The sequence below is a fragment of the Pedobacter sp. ASV28 genome, assembly GCF_016428855.1.
In the GTDB taxonomy this organism is placed as follows: domain Bacteria; phylum Bacteroidota; class Bacteroidia; order Sphingobacteriales; family Sphingobacteriaceae; genus Pedobacter.
In genome coordinates this window covers 26,477-42,267 of the sequence record NZ_JAELTN010000044.1, presented here as the reverse complement: position 1 = coordinate 42,267, position 15,791 = coordinate 26,477, and the positions used below count along the sequence as shown (strand labels likewise).

22 protein-coding genes are annotated in these 15,791 nt (G+C 41.5%); 11 read left to right on the top strand and 11 right to left on the bottom strand.

Annotated elements, in window-relative coordinates; all coding sequences use genetic code 11:
• A partial coding sequence (locus JHD79_RS15910) for a cupin domain-containing protein (RefSeq protein ID WP_199120287.1) occupies positions 1-333 on the top strand: 333 nt, incomplete at its 5' end.
• Between the two features lie 174 nt (positions 334-507).
• Here JHD79_RS15910 and JHD79_RS15905 read toward each other — a convergent pair.
• Genes JHD79_RS15905 through JHD79_RS15890 form a run of 4 tightly spaced genes read right to left on the bottom strand, consistent with a single transcriptional unit; the run spans position 508 to position 2,172 of the window.
• Complete coding sequence (locus JHD79_RS15905) at positions 508-906, bottom strand: glyoxalase (RefSeq protein ID WP_233164742.1); 399 nt, start codon at positions 904-906, stop codon at positions 508-510.
• Positions 907-916: 10 nt separating this feature from the next.
• A complete protein-coding gene (locus tag JHD79_RS15900; protein WP_199120285.1) occupies positions 917-1,366 on the bottom strand; it encodes an SRPBCC family protein in 450 nt (149 codons plus the stop codon).
• On the bottom strand, positions 1,356-1,739 hold the full coding sequence (locus JHD79_RS15895; protein WP_199120284.1) for a DoxX family protein: 384 nt from the start codon (positions 1,737-1,739) through the stop codon (positions 1,356-1,358). The genes JHD79_RS15900 and JHD79_RS15895 overlap by 11 nt, the downstream gene beginning before the upstream one ends.
• Positions 1,740-1,752: 13 nt before the next feature.
• Complete coding sequence (locus JHD79_RS15890) at positions 1,753-2,172, bottom strand: SRPBCC family protein (RefSeq protein ID WP_199120283.1); 420 nt, start codon at positions 2,170-2,172, stop codon at positions 1,753-1,755.
• 132 nt (positions 2,173-2,304) lie between these two features.
• Here JHD79_RS15890 and JHD79_RS15885 point away from each other — a divergent pair, with 132 nt between their 5' ends.
• The 4 genes from JHD79_RS15885 (at position 2,305) to JHD79_RS15870 (ending at position 4,804) form a co-directional block, all read left to right on the top strand.
• On the top strand, positions 2,305-3,282 hold the full coding sequence (locus JHD79_RS15885; RefSeq protein WP_199120282.1) for a GlxA family transcriptional regulator: 978 nt from the start codon (positions 2,305-2,307) through the stop codon (positions 3,280-3,282).
• 255 nt (positions 3,283-3,537) lie between these two features.
• Positions 3,538-3,897, top strand: coding sequence for a VOC family protein (locus JHD79_RS15880; RefSeq protein ID WP_199120281.1), 360 nt, complete (start codon positions 3,538-3,540; stop codon positions 3,895-3,897).
• Between the two features lie 12 nt (positions 3,898-3,909).
• Entirely contained in the window at positions 3,910-4,338 is a 429-nt protein-coding gene (locus tag JHD79_RS15875; RefSeq protein ID WP_199120280.1) for an EVE domain-containing protein, read from the top strand.
• 4 nt (positions 4,339-4,342) lie between these two features.
• A complete protein-coding gene (locus JHD79_RS15870) occupies positions 4,343-4,804 on the top strand; it encodes a MarR family winged helix-turn-helix transcriptional regulator (RefSeq protein WP_199120279.1) in 462 nt (153 codons plus the stop codon).
• 35 nt (positions 4,805-4,839) lie between these two features.
• On the opposite strand, the gene JHD79_RS15865 is transcribed toward JHD79_RS15870, so the two are convergent.
• Positions 4,840-5,541 carry a CPBP family intramembrane glutamic endopeptidase gene (locus JHD79_RS15865; RefSeq protein ID WP_199120278.1) on the bottom strand — a complete coding sequence of 234 codons (702 nt, stop codon included), beginning with the start codon at positions 5,539-5,541 and terminating at the stop codon, positions 4,840-4,842.
• 61 nt (positions 5,542-5,602) lie between these two features.
• Between JHD79_RS15865 and JHD79_RS15860 the strand changes: the two genes are divergently transcribed.
• A complete protein-coding gene (locus JHD79_RS15860) occupies positions 5,603-6,040 on the top strand; it encodes a helix-turn-helix domain-containing protein (RefSeq protein WP_233164741.1) in 438 nt (145 codons plus the stop codon).
• Positions 6,041-6,249: 209 nt separating this feature from the next.
• Here JHD79_RS15860 and JHD79_RS23010 read toward each other — a convergent pair whose 3' ends face one another.
• The 5 genes from JHD79_RS23010 to JHD79_RS15835 form a co-directional block, all read right to left on the bottom strand.
• Complete coding sequence (locus JHD79_RS23010; protein WP_199120276.1) at positions 6,250-6,612, bottom strand: outer membrane beta-barrel protein; 363 nt, start codon at positions 6,610-6,612, stop codon at positions 6,250-6,252.
• A gap of 11 nt (positions 6,613-6,623) precedes the next feature.
• The gene (locus JHD79_RS23005) at positions 6,624-6,986 is read right to left on the bottom strand and encodes an outer membrane beta-barrel protein (protein WP_199120290.1); all 363 of its coding nucleotides are present in this window, start codon (positions 6,984-6,986) and stop codon (positions 6,624-6,626) included.
• Positions 6,987-7,201: 215 nt separating this feature from the next.
• Complete coding sequence (locus tag JHD79_RS15845) at positions 7,202-7,402, bottom strand: hypothetical protein (RefSeq protein WP_199120275.1); 201 nt, start codon at positions 7,400-7,402, stop codon at positions 7,202-7,204.
• Positions 7,403-7,539: 137 nt separating this feature from the next.
• Positions 7,540-8,112 carry a YceI family protein gene (locus tag JHD79_RS15840; protein ID WP_199120274.1) on the bottom strand — a complete coding sequence of 191 codons (573 nt, stop codon included), beginning with the start codon at positions 8,110-8,112 and terminating at the stop codon, positions 7,540-7,542.
• Between the two features lie 106 nt (positions 8,113-8,218).
• The gene (locus JHD79_RS15835; protein ID WP_199120273.1) at positions 8,219-9,007 is read right to left on the bottom strand and encodes an SDR family oxidoreductase; all 789 of its coding nucleotides are present in this window, start codon (positions 9,005-9,007) and stop codon (positions 8,219-8,221) included.
• A gap of 393 nt (positions 9,008-9,400) precedes the next feature.
• Between JHD79_RS15835 and JHD79_RS15830 the strand changes: the two genes are divergently transcribed.
• Positions 9,401-9,667, top strand: coding sequence for a hypothetical protein (locus JHD79_RS15830; RefSeq protein ID WP_199120272.1), 267 nt, complete (start codon positions 9,401-9,403; stop codon positions 9,665-9,667).
• Positions 9,668-9,957: 290 nt separating this feature from the next.
• Positions 9,958-10,143: a hypothetical protein gene (locus JHD79_RS15825; RefSeq protein WP_199120271.1), complete on the top strand. Its 186-nt coding sequence runs from the start codon at positions 9,958-9,960 to the stop codon at positions 10,141-10,143.
• Positions 10,144-10,172: 29 nt separating this feature from the next.
• Here JHD79_RS15825 and JHD79_RS15820 read toward each other — a convergent pair whose 3' ends face one another.
• Positions 10,173-10,877, bottom strand: coding sequence for a VIT family protein (locus JHD79_RS15820; RefSeq protein WP_199120270.1), 705 nt, complete (start codon positions 10,875-10,877; stop codon positions 10,173-10,175).
• 60 nt (positions 10,878-10,937) lie between these two features.
• Between JHD79_RS15820 and JHD79_RS15815 the strand changes: the two genes are divergently transcribed.
• The 3 genes from JHD79_RS15815 (at position 10,938) to JHD79_RS15805 (ending at position 15,771) form a co-directional block, all read left to right on the top strand.
• Entirely contained in the window at positions 10,938-12,791 is a 1,854-nt protein-coding gene (locus tag JHD79_RS15815) for an ABC transporter ATP-binding protein (RefSeq protein WP_370583346.1), read from the top strand.
• On the top strand, positions 12,788-14,599 hold the full coding sequence (locus JHD79_RS15810) for an ABC transporter ATP-binding protein (RefSeq protein ID WP_199120269.1): 1,812 nt from the start codon (positions 12,788-12,790) through the stop codon (positions 14,597-14,599). The genes JHD79_RS15815 and JHD79_RS15810 overlap by 4 nt, the downstream gene beginning before the upstream one ends.
• 176 nt (positions 14,600-14,775) lie before the next feature.
• The gene (locus JHD79_RS15805; protein ID WP_199120268.1) at positions 14,776-15,771 is read left to right on the top strand and encodes an NADP-dependent oxidoreductase; all 996 of its coding nucleotides are present in this window, start codon (positions 14,776-14,778) and stop codon (positions 15,769-15,771) included.
• Positions 15,772-15,791: the final 20 nt, after the last annotated feature.

Here is a 15,791-nt window from a genome sequence, read left to right as displayed (position 1 = left end):
ATTCTAATTATAAGAAAAGAAGAATTAACACCTTTTGAAAAAGAAGATGCAACAGGTTATCATTACCAAAGAATTTTCTCTAGAAGTCTTAAAAGTAGTACCATTGATTTTGTGCTACTTACATTAGAGCCGGGTGCGGAAAGAACACAAGTTGTAACAGAAGCTTTTGAATATAAATATATCATTGAAGGCGAAATCGTCTATCGTTTTGAGAATGAGGATATCGTTCTCAAAAAAGGGGACTCCATGTTTTTTGATGGACGGCTTTCACATGCACCGATCAATTTAAGTAACCAGAATGCAATAATATTGGTCGTATATTTTTTCGATTAGCAATTGGCTATTAAAACTATGTTTACTTGGCTATCATTTCAGAACAAGACTGAATGAATTCTTTATCTGAGCAGTAAAAAAACAAAAAAAGCAGCTCTTTTTAGCACTGCTTTAAAACTAGGGATAGGTCTGAAATTACAAGCATGCTGTCTATAACTTGAATTTAGCCTATTGTTAAACATACAAGATCCACCTTACCTCAAAAGCATCAGTAATTTCGATTAGCTTTTCCTCCTCATTGCTGGCCGAAGAAACCTTTTTGTTAAATTCCAGTTTTTCAATGAGCGCTCTTCTCGCATCAATAGTTGTACACTGTATAAAAATTGCCATATGGTTGCCTAGTATCCTTCCTTCATTGTGCACCAGATCAGAGCCGTGGATAATGATGGCGTCAGAAACAAGCGAACCACTCACCACAGGCATATCTGTATACCCTTGCAATTGTTTTTCAAAAGTTTCAAATCGCAATGAACCACCAAAGCAGGTTTGGTAAAATGTGAGCGCCTCCTTACAGTTTCCAGAAAAGGTAAGGAAAACCGCACTCACAAATTGATCACAGTCAGGCCTAGTCATAACAGTAGTGTTAAGCATCCGGAATTTCAGGTTCTACCAGCTTCATTAATTTTTCTAAAGATTCTTGCCAACCTAAATAACACATTTCGGCAGGGATCACTGCTGGGATACCTTCTTGTACTACCTTAAGTTCGGTGCCGCACAGAACTTTATTCAGCCATATGGTGGTGGTCATTTCACCTGGTAAATTGGGATCATCAAAGGTATCGGTGTATTTAATGAATGAATTTGGCTTGATTTCAAGGTACGTTCCACCGAAAGAATGGGCATTTCCTGTACTGAAATTGATAAACGTCATCTTAAATTGACCACCTTCTTTAAAATCCATTTGCTGTACGGTGCATATAAAGCCATAAGGGGGTAGCCATGTTGAATGGGCCAATGGGTCTGCAAATGCCCTAAATACTTTTTCGGGGCTCGCCTTGATCACCCTGTGCAAAGAAACCGAGTTATTTTCCATGGTTATTGAAATTTAGTTTACGATTATAAATGTAAGAAACAACAAGTATGCCCAACACTACCAATGGCATGAGCATGTACCCCACGTTTTGATCTACACAGGCATGACTGATGAAAGCGAAGACCAAGTTAAATGTAAGCCCAGCATATGCCCATTCTTTTAACCTACTCGGTGTTTTAGGATAGACAATTGCCAATGCACCTAATGCTTTACAGATGATCAATGCATAGGCAAAGTAATCAGGATAGCCTAGGGGCTTAGTGCCAGCCGTTACATATGCTGCTGAAAATAGAATGGTACTTAATGGCATTACACCTTCCCAAAGTACAATGATGACCGTTGCCACCCAAAAGATAATTTTATTTGTTTTCATCTGTTTAGATAAATTAATTTGATTCGACATATTTTACAAAGTTGTTCAAGATCGATTGCCATCCCTGTTTCTGAAATTCAGGTTCATTTTCTGTTTCGGGATCAAAAGTGGTGGCGATATGGGTTCTACCACCTTGCTCAGTAAACAAGGTAGTAGCCTGTCTACCATCACCCATGGTGTAAGTAATCTCTTGATATAATACCACGCTGTCGTAGATCCCTTCAAAGTCAAAACCAAAGCTTCCGTCTTTAGCTTCCATCCTATTCTTAAATTGACCACCAACTTTGAGGTCATTTTCACTGCTTGGGGTATGCCAACTAGGATCAGGGGTATTCCATTGCATAATGTCGCTTGGCGTGTTCCAAGTTTTCCATACTTTTGCTACGGGAGCATTCACTGTTGCTTCTACCGTAATTCGTGTTAATTTTGTCATTCTTTTTATGGGTTGATTTTACCATTCAAAACTACACCAGAACTTAAAGGTAAGGCTGTTGTGAAAACGACAAATAAGGGGTGGATTATGACAAAATAATTTTTACCTTGTGGTTCAATAAGATGTATTGATATGCAGATTTCTGTCTTTGTGCCTGAATATGGGGTAATTGAAGCTGTTACACCACCATTCAGAACTTTCCATACCGCCAATGAGTTTTTAACTGCATTTGGTAAAAAACCTATTTTCAAGGTTGAATACGTAGGCCTAAATGAATATGTACCTGCCAACAATGGCGAATACATGATCAAAACTGATCGCTTGCTCAAAGATGTGGCCGAAACAGACCTACTGATCATACCCCCTACTTTTGGCGATACCACCAAAGGCATCAAAGCCAATGCAGAAGCCATACCTTATTTTAAAAAGTTACATGATAAGGGCTCCAGTTTGGCCAGTTTGTGTATTGGTGCTTTTCTTTTGGCCGAAACAGGTCTACTCGATGGCAAAAAATGTTCTACACATTGGGCCTATATCAATGAGTTTAAAGAAAGATACCCAAATGTGGGTGTAGAAGATGGAGCCATCATTACAGAACACGATAATATCTACAGCAGTGGTGGAGCCAGTAGTTTGTGGAATTTGATATTATACTTGGTCGAAAAGTTCTCGGATAGAGAAATTGCGATCATGGTTTCCAAATACTTTGCCTTGGATATTGGAAGAGATAGCCAGTCTCAATTCGCCATATTTAAAGGTCAAAGAAATCATGGTGATGAGGATATTCAAAAAGTGCAGGATTACATCGAAAAAAACTATAGTGATAAAATATCGATAGAAACTTTGGCCAAATTGATCAATTCTGGTCGTAGAACTTTTGAAAGAAGGTTTAAAGAAGCCACCAACAATACCCCCTTAGAGTATATACAAAGGGTAAGGATAGAAGCCGCCAAAACCTTCTTTGAAGCATCGAGAAAAAACGTGACCGAAATCATGTTCGATGTAGGTTATACAGATACGAAATCATTTAGAGATATATTCAAGAAATTGACGGGCCTTACGCCAATTGAGTACAGAAATAAGTTTGCAAGGCTAGTTAATGAGGTGTAATCCAGAAAGCAATGGTTGCATATCGCTACATTGATAAATTTCACGCCTAAAAAACTGTATTTTAAAAGTTGCTTTAAAACCCGGTTCAGTATCCATAAATAATTCCGACTATTTTGTCTATGAATTATGCCATTTAATTTTTTTTAACTATTTGACCACATGAAGGTTATCCTGATCAAGGAAAAATTAAATATAAAAACAATTGCATATTGTTGTCGTGAATATTATATTTACGACAACAATAAAATAAATAACATGAGAAAATTAGATTTTGCTTCCCTTCAAGTTAGGGATTTAGACATTTCAAAAGACTTTTACACCAACAAACTGGGATTTGAAATATCAATATTGACACTTGAAGCTTGCATTTTTAGTTATAAACAAGGTGAGGCCAGCTTTGCCATCAGAAAACCCATAACAAACCTAGAGGGAAAAGAGCTTGGCATCGGCACATCGTTATGGTTTGCCATTGATGGAAATATCGAGGATCTCCATCAACAGCTTATTTCAATGGAAGTTGCACTTCTCGGATCAATCAATACCACGCCATTCGGAAGAACCCTAATCGTAAAAGACCCTGATGGATACAACATCACTTTTTTGCAGCCAAATTAACACAACCACAACATGGAAAATGAAAGTACAAAATACTGGATCATCGTAGCCTCCAAAGACCACGTTAAAAATGGTATAGCTGAGGGAATTGCGCAGGCTTGCCATGGGAAGGCCTCACCCTTAAAAAGAATGTGCAAAGGTGATTTTATCATCTATTATTCTGGGAAACAGACCATGGGACAGCCACAGCTATGCCAGCAATTTACCGCCATTGGCAAGGTAACAGATGAACAGCCCTATCATTTCCAGGTTTCTGAAGATTTCTGCCCCTTGAGGCGAAATATAGAATTTTTGCCGAGCAAAGATATTTCTATCCTACCTTTGATAGGTGAACTAGATTTCATCCACAACAAAAAAAGTTGGGGCTATCCTTTCCGTTTTGGCTTTTTCGAGATCAAAAGACACGATTTTGAACTGATATCCTCACAAATGCTCAAATAAGATTATGCCTAAAAAAATAGAATTCCATTTTAAGAGCCCTCTAGATAGCCCGGGTTACCTCCTTGGACAGTTGACCATGTTATGGCAACGCAAGTTGAAGCGTGTACTTGACCCTTTGGATCTGACCCATACCCAATTTGCTTTGCTCTGCGCACTGGCCTGGCTCTCCAGAGAAAGCGACGATATTACCCAAGTTGATATCGCCAACCAGGGCAATGCGGATCGGATGATGGTATCGAAGGTATTACGTACCCTGGAAGAAAAAAAATTCATTATTAGAAAAGCGCATCAAACCGATACCAGGGCAAAATCCATCAGCCTAACCGAGACTGGGGAAATCGTACTCCAAAAGGCCATTATCTGTGTAGAAACTGCAGACTTAGCCTTCTTCTCTATGTTAGACAAAGATCTGCCTAACTTTAATTCCAACATGGCCTCACTTATAGAAATGAACAAAAACGACTGATTACAGCGCCTAGCATCTTACTAAATTGCATGAGTTTATTTTTTCCTGTTCAACAGCCTACTTTTCTTCAGCAACCAGTAAGTAAATAGCTGAAATCCGATAAAATGAATAATCAGAACGGTTATAGAAATAACGGCAATAGGTACAAAGGGATCCTTTGAAAAACTTTTAACAAGCCATTGCGCACCAACTGTCTTATCTTTAGAGAAGATAATCATGGTGGCAAAATTACAGCCAAAATGCAGTCCGAACTGAAGATACATAGATCTAGTTTGCAGGTAAGCCATGGCAAATAGGAAGCCGGCAGTTGCCGTAGTATAGAAAATAAACAGCATCTGTAGCGGATTGCCGAAAGCCTGCCACGAAAACCAGTGATAGATACCAAAAGCGCAGGCAGAAAATAGCAGCGCCTTCTGACCACCGATCTTTTCAATAAGAAGGTAAAGAATGGCACCCCGAAAAATAAGTTCTTCATAAGCTACCGTACGGAGCACATAGCCGGCTGAATTCAAAAAATCCGTAAATCTGTAGGGTTGATTTAACCTATATGGATTATGGACAAAGTAAGCGAGCACAAATTCGTAAAGGCAATAAAAAACAATCGGCCATAAAATACCCACCAATAGTTGGGTAATCCTTAACTTATTGGGCTTTAGCCCCAGCACTTCGATATCTTGACCAGCAACATATTTTAGCAATAAAAATGAAATAACGAGTTCAATGAGTATACCTAACATATATTTTCGATAAGCATCAAATTTATTAGTTTTGTAAACGCCCATCATACGACAAATACAAATGGCGCAAGAATGGCGTATATGTCCTATGGCAGAAAGCAGAGAAAAAATAGCCCATCTGATCAAAACGCGCAGGCTTGCAAAAGGTTTGACACAATCGCAACTTGCTGAATGCTCAGGGCTGAGTCTTCGTTCTATTCAACGGATCGAATCCGGAGCTGTAATACCGAGGGCGTATACCTTGAACGTACTTGCCGATCAACTTGGATTTGATATTGAAAACCTATTAGAAGTAACGGCTACTGAAATCCCGTCCATAAAACATAAAACTCCAAAAAGACTTATTCTGACCATAAGTATTGCAATATTGTTGCTTCTTTTAGCAAGTGCCTATCTATCTCAATCCTCAAAATTCCCTGAAACTAATTTTGAGTATTTTATGTTTTGGAGCATTATTATTGGCGCATACACCGTGTTTCTTCTGAGGTTGTGGAAATGATATCGCTACATCAATAATCAGCGAGCAGCCTAAGTCTACTTCGACTTGCAGACCGTTGTTGCCAAATGGAGACTTTAAGTAGTGAGGGCTATAAAGTTAAGTTGCTCTTTTCTAAAATCTTTACTCAATATTTCACCGCCAACAATTCCACTTGGCTAGATTTATCGGGAACAAAATAACGGACAATACAAATCCTTTCAGAACTGCTTTCAAATTAACGGGTCAGTGACGGTGCACAATTCGAACCAATTTTGTAGATAAATTGATTGAAATAGGTGGTTTTTCAAAGAAAGCCCCAAACCATAATTAAGCTGCAGAATTTTGAAGATTTTATTGCTATAGGATTCATTAAAACCAATATTACGATAAGAACTTAGGTTGGTTTTAAAGCTATTGGTGATCTGGTTTTGTGGATCCCTCGTTCGCAGATCCGTAATTACATTTTTGGCATGGCTATAAGAAGTAGCAATCGTGAATTTACTTTTTAAGGCAAAAGCTAACCTCAGGTTATCTGTATACGATGGATTAAGGTTCGGGTTGCCACTTCTGGTCGTAAAAGTACTTGTAACCATTATAAATGGATTCAACTTATTATATAAAGGTCTTCCAAGCCAAACGAAACATTTGGAAAAAGATTAAGGTATTGTCTTTCTACTTCGTTATTTAAGGTAACGGAATTACCTGTGGTAAAGCTCTGCTCACCCCTTAGTCCTAACAGCATTGAAAATTTGCCCAAAGCTAACCTCTGATTTGCATAGGCAGCCAAAATGGTTTCCTGATACAAAAAATCATTGCTGCCCATATCTTGTGTATGTTGCGTATCAGTGCTAAAGAAGGAGCTAAAATTGTTTTCAATCTTTACATGGCTAAATTTTAATCCTGTTTCGAAAAGACCTTTGCTTAACTTTTTGGCATAATCGCTTTTAGGGTTTGATGGTCTTTTAATACAATGACCAACTCGAGCTTAACCGCCAAATCAACGGCAACATTTCTTCGTTCCTCTTCACTTACATGTGGGCCAAATAGCCTATCGAACTCTTTAGGATGGGTATAATTACTGTTCCTTTAGGGAGTTTCTTAAAACGTTTGCGATTGTTGGCCAGCACATTCAGTGCATCTGAATCTAACAAAACGGCCCCTTAAAGGATTTGAGAAGATTTTTCAAGGCCTTCCTGCTATCCTTCCCCACTCCCATACCCTGATCCCTACTGCGGTAATACTGGTGAAGTCGGTTTTATCTTCGCGAAAGCCAAGCATGGCCTCGGGAACAGCTGTCCGCAAGATCGACCTTTCTGATTTGGGTACATAAACATTTAGCAGTCCGGTACCCGACCGGAGACATGCGCTTGCTGCCGCCCCCATTTTGCCGATACCGCCAGCATAAGAAGGCTATGACCATAATCGCCCTTATTAGCCGAGGGATCACGTTATTTGAGCAATGGCTTTATATTTAAGCGGTTAACAATTGTATTTTCTCTTTGTCCATGCTATACCGTTAATTATTTACCAATGGTAAATTCGATGTTCGATGAAACCTGGATCTGGTTACTTACCCCGCTTGTCAATGGATCACTTCCTACACCAAAATCCAATCTGTTCAGGGTGCCCTTGATCGTAAATCCAGCAGTAGGCTGTTTCATGGCCGTTATAGCGGTGCCATTATAGGTTACGCTAAAAGCCACCTGTTTGCTTACCCCATGAATGGTGATGTTTCCGATCAGTACATAGCTATTTCCCTTTATTCTTTTAAATGCGATACTCTTAAAGGTTAGTTCCGGATATTTTGCGGCATCAAAATAGGCCGCACCTTTAAGGTCATTGTCCCTAAACTCCACATCGGTATTGATAGAGGCTACCTGTGCGGTAAAAGAAATCACTGCATCGGTAAAGTCCTTTCGTTTTGAAATGAGCGAAGCATCTACTGTTTTGAAATTTCCCTCCACATGCGAAATCCCAAAGTGAGTGGCACTAAAGCTTACGCGGGTATGGTACTTGTCTATGGTATAGGTTTGGCCAATGGCCGATTGGCAAAGCAGGAATAGGCCAATGGCCGGTAAAAGTATCCTTTTCATTTTTTTAGGTTTAAGTGAAGTGCAATTTAGGCACAACATGGTTTATCGTACTATGCGCAAGGTCATCCCCAGCGTTGATGGTGGTCAATAGCTGAAAATTTATTGGTTATCTATTATTTTTCTTACGCATCACATAAGCGGACATGGCCAACAACAGTGTTCTGGATGGCGTAATTCCAGTGGCAAAGGCCAATATTTTATTGAACAGGCCGGGCACTACGTTAAGTTTTCCTGCAAACATCGCTTTATAACCACAACTTGCTACCTGTCCTGCATCTAACTGATATCCACTGGTAAAAGCCGCGCTTTCCATTTTTGCCCTTGTTACAAACCCTGTTTTGGTTAATCCCGGACTTAGGACCGTTGCGGTAACACCAGTACCCTTAAGTTCGGCATGCAGGGCCTCGGTAAAATGCATCACATACGATTTAGAAGCCGCATATACAGCCATCATTGGCCCAGGTTGGAACCCAGCCAGAGAGCCCACATTGAGAATTTTTCCCGAGCCTCTAATAACCATATCCTTTACAAAAAGCGTGCTTAGGTCTGTTAAAGCCAACACATTTAGCTGAAGCATATTGGCATAAAGTTCAGGTTTTGCATCCACTACCTTGTTATAATCGCCATAACCCGCATTGTTAACCAGGTAATCGATCTTGATATCTACCGACAAGCAATGTTGATATAACCGAGTTGAACTTCCAGCTATGGAAAGATCCATGTCAAAACAATTTATACTTATCGGATATCGTCCAAATTCGAGTTTAACATCTTCTAGTTCCTCTTTGCGACGTGCCACCAAAACCAGATCTATCCCATCGGCGGCGAAAAGTTTGGCAATTTCGTAACCAATACCGCCAGTTGCCCCTGTTATCAATGCTGTTTGTCTTGCCATCTGCTTTATGTGATTGAACTTGATCATCCAGACCAAAGCTGGACGTTATTTCATCAACAAGATTGTTCAATTTTGCTTATTTCTTATATGATTCACACTACCAATAGCCGATAAGGCTTGATAAAAATTATGCTGTGTTATGCCGACCATCACCTGCCCAAACTGAAATCAGAATTAAATTAATCAATTAAAAATCAATTAGATAACAAAAAATCTTAATAATATGACAGCCATCAAAAAACTAACCATAGCACTGCTGCTAACTAGCATCACCCTTGGTTTAAACGGTTGCACAGTTAGCCAGGGTTAGAAATTAATATCCGAACCCTGCTTGGGCGCCACCCTACAGTGCTGGTTTACGTTATTATTACTTTCCAGATCTAGAAATCTACTATGATCTTTCAAGATGGGATTTTGAGTATCTATATCTCCAGTTCATTGCCGATAGCGTATGCCGGCTACGATCTCTATGATGCCTTTACGGTTGCGCTCAACACTAAGGCATTGCAGCCTTGGATGCATCATGATTTCTACACCTCGCATTATCCAAGATATTACTATAGGAGCCTGTATAAAGGTACCGAGAAGGATTACATCAGGGATTTCAATGAAAATTTGAATGGGCCAACACAACGAATTACAATAGATAGGCCAATATAAGCTCCTGCCCGTCCGATTAGAATAGTACCTCCGCCTCAACAAGCTCCAGCACAAATCCTTCCACCAAGTTATGCAACATACCGTTGTAACAGCATCGGCCGGCCGGTGCCTGTAAAAAGAAGTATGAAAGTAGGTAAAGGAGCTAGATCAAAGCATCAGAAGCCTATTAAAAACACAGATGATAAGCGCCAACCATAGGGTTGATGGGAAGCATTTTACATGTATGGCAATCTATCTACCTTTATTGCAGGCGACAGAAATAATTCTGAAACCTTTTATTCAATACGATAATGAAAAAGTTAATCTTTCTAATTGTTGCAATCGCTTTTGAAACTACCGTAGTAAACGCTCAGATTGTTAAACCCCAACAGCACAAAACGCAACAAAAAAAACAACCCGAAAAAAATCATAAGGAATGTGCAGATATAATGGGACATTTCCATAAATCAGGTAGCGAACACCATAAAAAACCGTAGTATTTTTTTGCAAGGAATCTTAAGAACTTTTATCCGGTACTCATACCAAACAGATGTCCAACCAGCGCAGTTACACCCATGGCTACGGTGCCCCAAAAACCGATCCGCAGCATTGCCGTTCCTATATGTGAACCTCCAGTTCGGGCAGCTACTGCACCCAATACCATTAGAAAAAGAATCGAAAAAATATATTGTTGGTAAACCATGTACTTTAGCGGAGCTAAAATAGACACCATAAACGGAAGGAGTGCTCCAATAGTGAATGAACCAAAAGAAGCGAAGGCAGCCTGTAGTGGCTTGGCAGTTGTGATTTCACTCATGCCCAGCTCATCTTTGGCATGGCTCTGCAATGCGCCATGTTTGGTCAATTGTTCCGCCACTTGTAGTGCCAGTTCGGCATCCAGACCACGCCCTACGTAGATCTGTGCCAATTCCTGCAACTCTTCATCGGGCATGGTACGGAGTTCTTCTGCCTCCCTTTTAAGGTCGGCACTTTCGGTATCGGCCTGAGAACTCACCGAAACATACTCTCCTGCAGCCATAGACATTGCGCCTGCCATCAGTCCAGCCAGTGCAGCTAGTACGATTGTATGCCGCTCTGACGAAGCAGCAGCCACACCAATCACAATACTGGTGGTAGAAAGGATACCATCATTGGCGCCAAGTACCGAAGCCCTAAGCCATCCCATACGAGTAACATAATGCTTTTCAACGAAATTTCCTGTTTTTGCCATAGATTACCAGATTAATATACACCAAATTACGGATTAAGGCCACAAAAAAATCCGACAGGTGTGAATAATATAAATCAACAATCAAATTATATAACGGCCACCAGCTCAGAAAAGGCATCTTTAACCAAAGCTGTATTTCAAGCCTCAGCATTTCCATCCCCATCAGGCATAAGATCCATGAATAGCTATTTCATCTTTTTCCATAAATATAAAAAAGCTTTGCTGTTTGCTCCACTTCTTGTAGTGATCGATGTTTGCTGTGAAATTGTACAGCCCGAACTAATGTCGAAGATTGTAGATACGGGAATCAGTCAAAAGAACCTCTCCTTTGTTTATCAAATAGGCGGGGTAATGATCCTATTATCGTTGATTGCCATTGTTGCTAACATCGGTAATATCTATTATTCCTCCCAAGCATCGGTAGGTTTTGCCACCGAGCTAAGAAAAGGCATGTTCGAAAAAATACAGGAATTTTCCTTTGCCGATCTGGACCGCTTCAGTTCTGCCTCGTTAACCACCCGGATCACCAATGATGTGAACATCCTGCAAGAAGTTATCATGATGTCACTGCGCCTATTGATCCGGGCTCCACTTATGCTGCTCTTCGCTGTGGTGATCGCCGTTAGGATCAACGCCTCGCTGGCCTCTATCATTGCTGTGGCCATCCCTGTACTAGCTACCGCAATTTACCTCATCTTGAAAAGGGGAATTCCTTTTTTCGAAAAAATGCAGCAACGGCTGGATCAGCTCAACGGTGTGGTGGAGGAAAACCTCATGAACGTGAGGGTAGTGAAATCATTCGCCAGAGCGGATTTTGAAGAGCACAAGTTCTCCCTAAAAAACCAGCACTTGCAAAAGATGGCGGTCAAAGCATCTGGAACGGTGATATTGATTATGCCGATCATGCAACTGGTGATGAATGTTTCCATTGTAGCCATCGTTTGGTTTGGTGGCAACAAGATCATGTCCAATACCTTCCATATTGGACAATTGATGTCTTTCATTACCTATATCACCCAAATTTTGATGTCCTTAATGATGCTCTCTATGACAATCATGTCACTTTCTAGGGCGCAAGCTTCTTCAGAACGCATATTGGATGTGTTACATACCAGTCCAAGCATTTCAAATTCGGAAATATCTATCACTAAAGACCTTAAGCTGACCCAAGGAAAGATCGAATTCAGGGACGTTTGTTTCAGCTATCATACACTCGGCAAAAAAACCTTGCTAAAAAATATCAGTTTTACCGTTTCACCAGCCGAAACAGTGGCCATTATTGGCACTACCGGATCGGCAAAAAGCACATTGGTACAACTCATTCCCCGGTTATATGATATTTCGAGCGGACATATCTATATCGATGATCATGACATTAAAGACTATACCCTAGCCAACCTCCGTGCGGGCGTTAATCTGGTGCTGCAGCAAAACCAGCTGTTTTCTGGCACTATCGCTGAAAACCTCAAATGGGGAAATACACAGGCTACCAGCCAACAGCTGCACACTGCTGCCAGATATGCACAGGCACATGGTTTTATCATGGGCTTCCCCAATCAGTACCAAACCGTGCTGGGCCAAGGTGGAGTTAACCTTTCTGGCGGACAGAAGCAGCGTCTATGTTTGGCAAGGGCAATATTAAGTCAGCCCCTCATCCTCATTATGGACGATAGCACCAGCGCAGTTGATGTAACTACAGAAGCAAAAATAAGGTCACTGTTCAATTTATACCTTAAGAATACCACTATCATTATCATCGCCCAGCGCATCAGTTCCATCCAGTCGGCCGATCGGATCCTGTTGCTGGACCAAGGTGAAATCATTGCAAACGGCACCCATTCCGTACTCCTAAAAACAAGTCAGCTTTACCGTGAAATTTGCAGGTCACAGCAGTTACAACCTACTATCAAATGAAAACGCAAGACATCAATGCTAACAAAGCAAGCCTATCCGGACTACCGGGCAGGCATGGGAGAATTAAAACGGGCAAACCACAACATTCCCTTCAAACCATCCTGCGGCTTTGGAAATATCTTGGCAGGCAAAAATTAAAGCTCCTGGTTATCTTGTTGCTGTTACTATTGAACATTGGTGCCACACTCTCAGGATCCTATTTGTTACGTCCCATCATCAATCACTACATTATCCCAAAAGATGTACCTGGCCTCATCAAAATGGTGGCTCTACTGCTCGGGATCTACCTTATTTCGGCCGTTGCCGCAACGTTACAAAACCGCTTGATGATAAATGTTGCGCAACAGACGGTTAGCAAGATTAGGAGCGAGCTTTTTTGCAGGCTACAATCCATTCCTCTAAAATTTTTCGACACTCATAGCCAGGGCGATCTGATGAGCCGCTTTGCCAATGATACCGATAATATCAGTGATCTTTTAAATACAAGTGTGCTCCAGCTGTTCAGTAGCGGTATCACCTTGGTTGGGATTTTTGCTCTAATGTTATATATTAGTCCAGAATTAACCCTCATTACCCTGCTCATTGTTCCACTAATGCTATGGTTTGCTGCAGGGATTATCAAAAAGAGCAAGGTATTTTTTGCTACACAGCAATCTGCCCTCGGTGCGGTTAACGGTTATGTAGAAGAAATGGTAAACGGACAGAAGGTGGTAGAAGTATTTGGCTACCAACAGAGTGTGGAAGCAGCCTTTGAAAAACTCAACTACGACCTCCGCGACAAAGCTACTCAGGCCCAGTTGTATGCCGGAGTGATGATGCCCGTGATCCAGAATTTGAATACCATTAACTTTGCCCTTACGGCAATAGTTGGCGGGTTATTGGCGATACTGAAGGGTTTTGATCTTGGCGGACTTGCTGCGTTCCTTCAGTATTCAAGGCAGTTTGGCCGCCCGGTAAATGAAATATCCAGCCAGTACAACAGCATCCAATCTGGTCTTGCCGGAGCAGAGCGGGTGTTCCAGATCATGGATGAAATACCAGAACTGCCCGATTCTCCAGATGCTGTAGTATTGGCGAATGTTAGAGGGAACGTAAACTTCAGGTCGGTGACTTTTGGATATGATCCCGCCCATCCGGTAATCACAAACCTGACGCTGGAAGTGAAGGCTGGACAGAAGATCGCCTTTGTTGGTGCTACAGGTGCGGGCAAAACTACCATCATGAATCTGTTGCCCAGATTTTACGACATACAGTCGGGCGAAATCACCATAGACGGTATTCCCATCCAACATATCAAGCGCAACAATCTTCGTCAGGCTTTGGCCATCGTGCTCCAAGATACCCATTTGTTTACAGGAACTGTACTAGAGAATATCCGCTATGGACAATTGCAAGCTACAGATAATGAGGTAATCGAGGCCTGCAAATTGGCAGGAGCAGATCCATTTATCCAGCAATTAGCAAAGGGGTATGCTACCGTTCTGCAAAAAGATGGCGACAATCTTAGTCAGGGACAACGGCAACTGTTGAACATTGCCCGTGCCACCGTATCACAACCGGCCATTTTGATCATGGACGAGGCCACCAGTTCTGTAGATACGCGTACCGAACAATACATCCAACGGGGAATGGATCAATTGATGATAGGCAGAACCAGTTTTGTGATCGCCCATCGCCTTTCTACCGTGAGAAATGCAGACGAGATTATCGTACTCGAAAATGGTAAGATAATAGAAAGGGGCAACCATGATGCGCTATTGGCCAAGAGAGGCAAATATTACCAATTGTATACTACCCAGTTCGATTAGATCAATGCCCGATGCCATCTTGCGGTAAAAGAGCTTCTCCGTTATCTACCCCATTTAGCCTAAACAGAAATGTGCGAATGATATAATCTTTCTGGATAATTATGTAATGGCAAGAGGGATAGGGATTACCACCTTTACAATGAATCTACAGATCTAACTATTAATGAATAGTCTTTATGAACAAAGTAATCGTTTTACATCAAAGACCAGTCGGCACACCCGATCTGAGTGATTTTAAGATAATCATCGAAGAAGTGCCTTCGGCCGATGATGGTGAAGTTCTGTTAAAAACACGTTATGTCTCTGTTGATCCATATTTGAGAGGCAGAATGAGCGATAGCGAGTCTTACATCCCACCCTTTGAACTGAATAAACCGTTGCGATCTGCAATTATTGCTGAAGTAACCGATTCAAATCACACGCAATTTAAGGTAGGTGATCTTGTATTGGGAAACCTGGAGTGGAAAGAATACCAGGTGTCTGATGGCAAAAGTCTGCAGGCGATCGCCAACCACCCAGCCTATCTAACTGCCTATCTCGGTGTTTTGGGCATGACAGGGCTAACTGCTTACCTTGGCCTTACCAAGATCGGTTCTCCAAAACCGGGCGAAACGCTAGTGGTTTCGGGAGCCGCAGGAGCCGTTGGCAGCATTGCCGGTCAGGTGGGCAAACTGCTGGGCTGCCGCGTGGTTGGCCTCACTGGTTCGGATGAAAAAGCTCACCTGATCAAATCAAAATTCGGCTTTGATGAAGCGATCAACTATAAAACCACTAACGATTTGGGCCAGGCCATCAAAGCGGCGTGCCCAGATGGCGTGGATATCTATTTTGACAACGTAGGCGGAAAGCTATCGGATAGTGTGTTGGCCACCATCAATAAGCATGCACGTATTCCCTTATGCGGAGCCATTTCACTCTATAACTCCTCCGTCCCCGAGCTTGGTCCTTATATCCAGCCTGTGCTGATCAAAAAAAGTGCACTGATACAGGGATTTATCGTAGGTGATTTTGCATCCGAATTCCCTGCCGCAATTACACAGCTGACCACTTGGTTGACCGAAGGGAAACTTACCTATCATGAAACCGTTTACGAAGGATTTGAACAGGTTCCTCAGGCATTTCTGGGTCTGTTTGAAGGCCGTAATGAAGGAAAAATGATCGTTAAAGTTTAATCGGTCAAACATTATAAAAA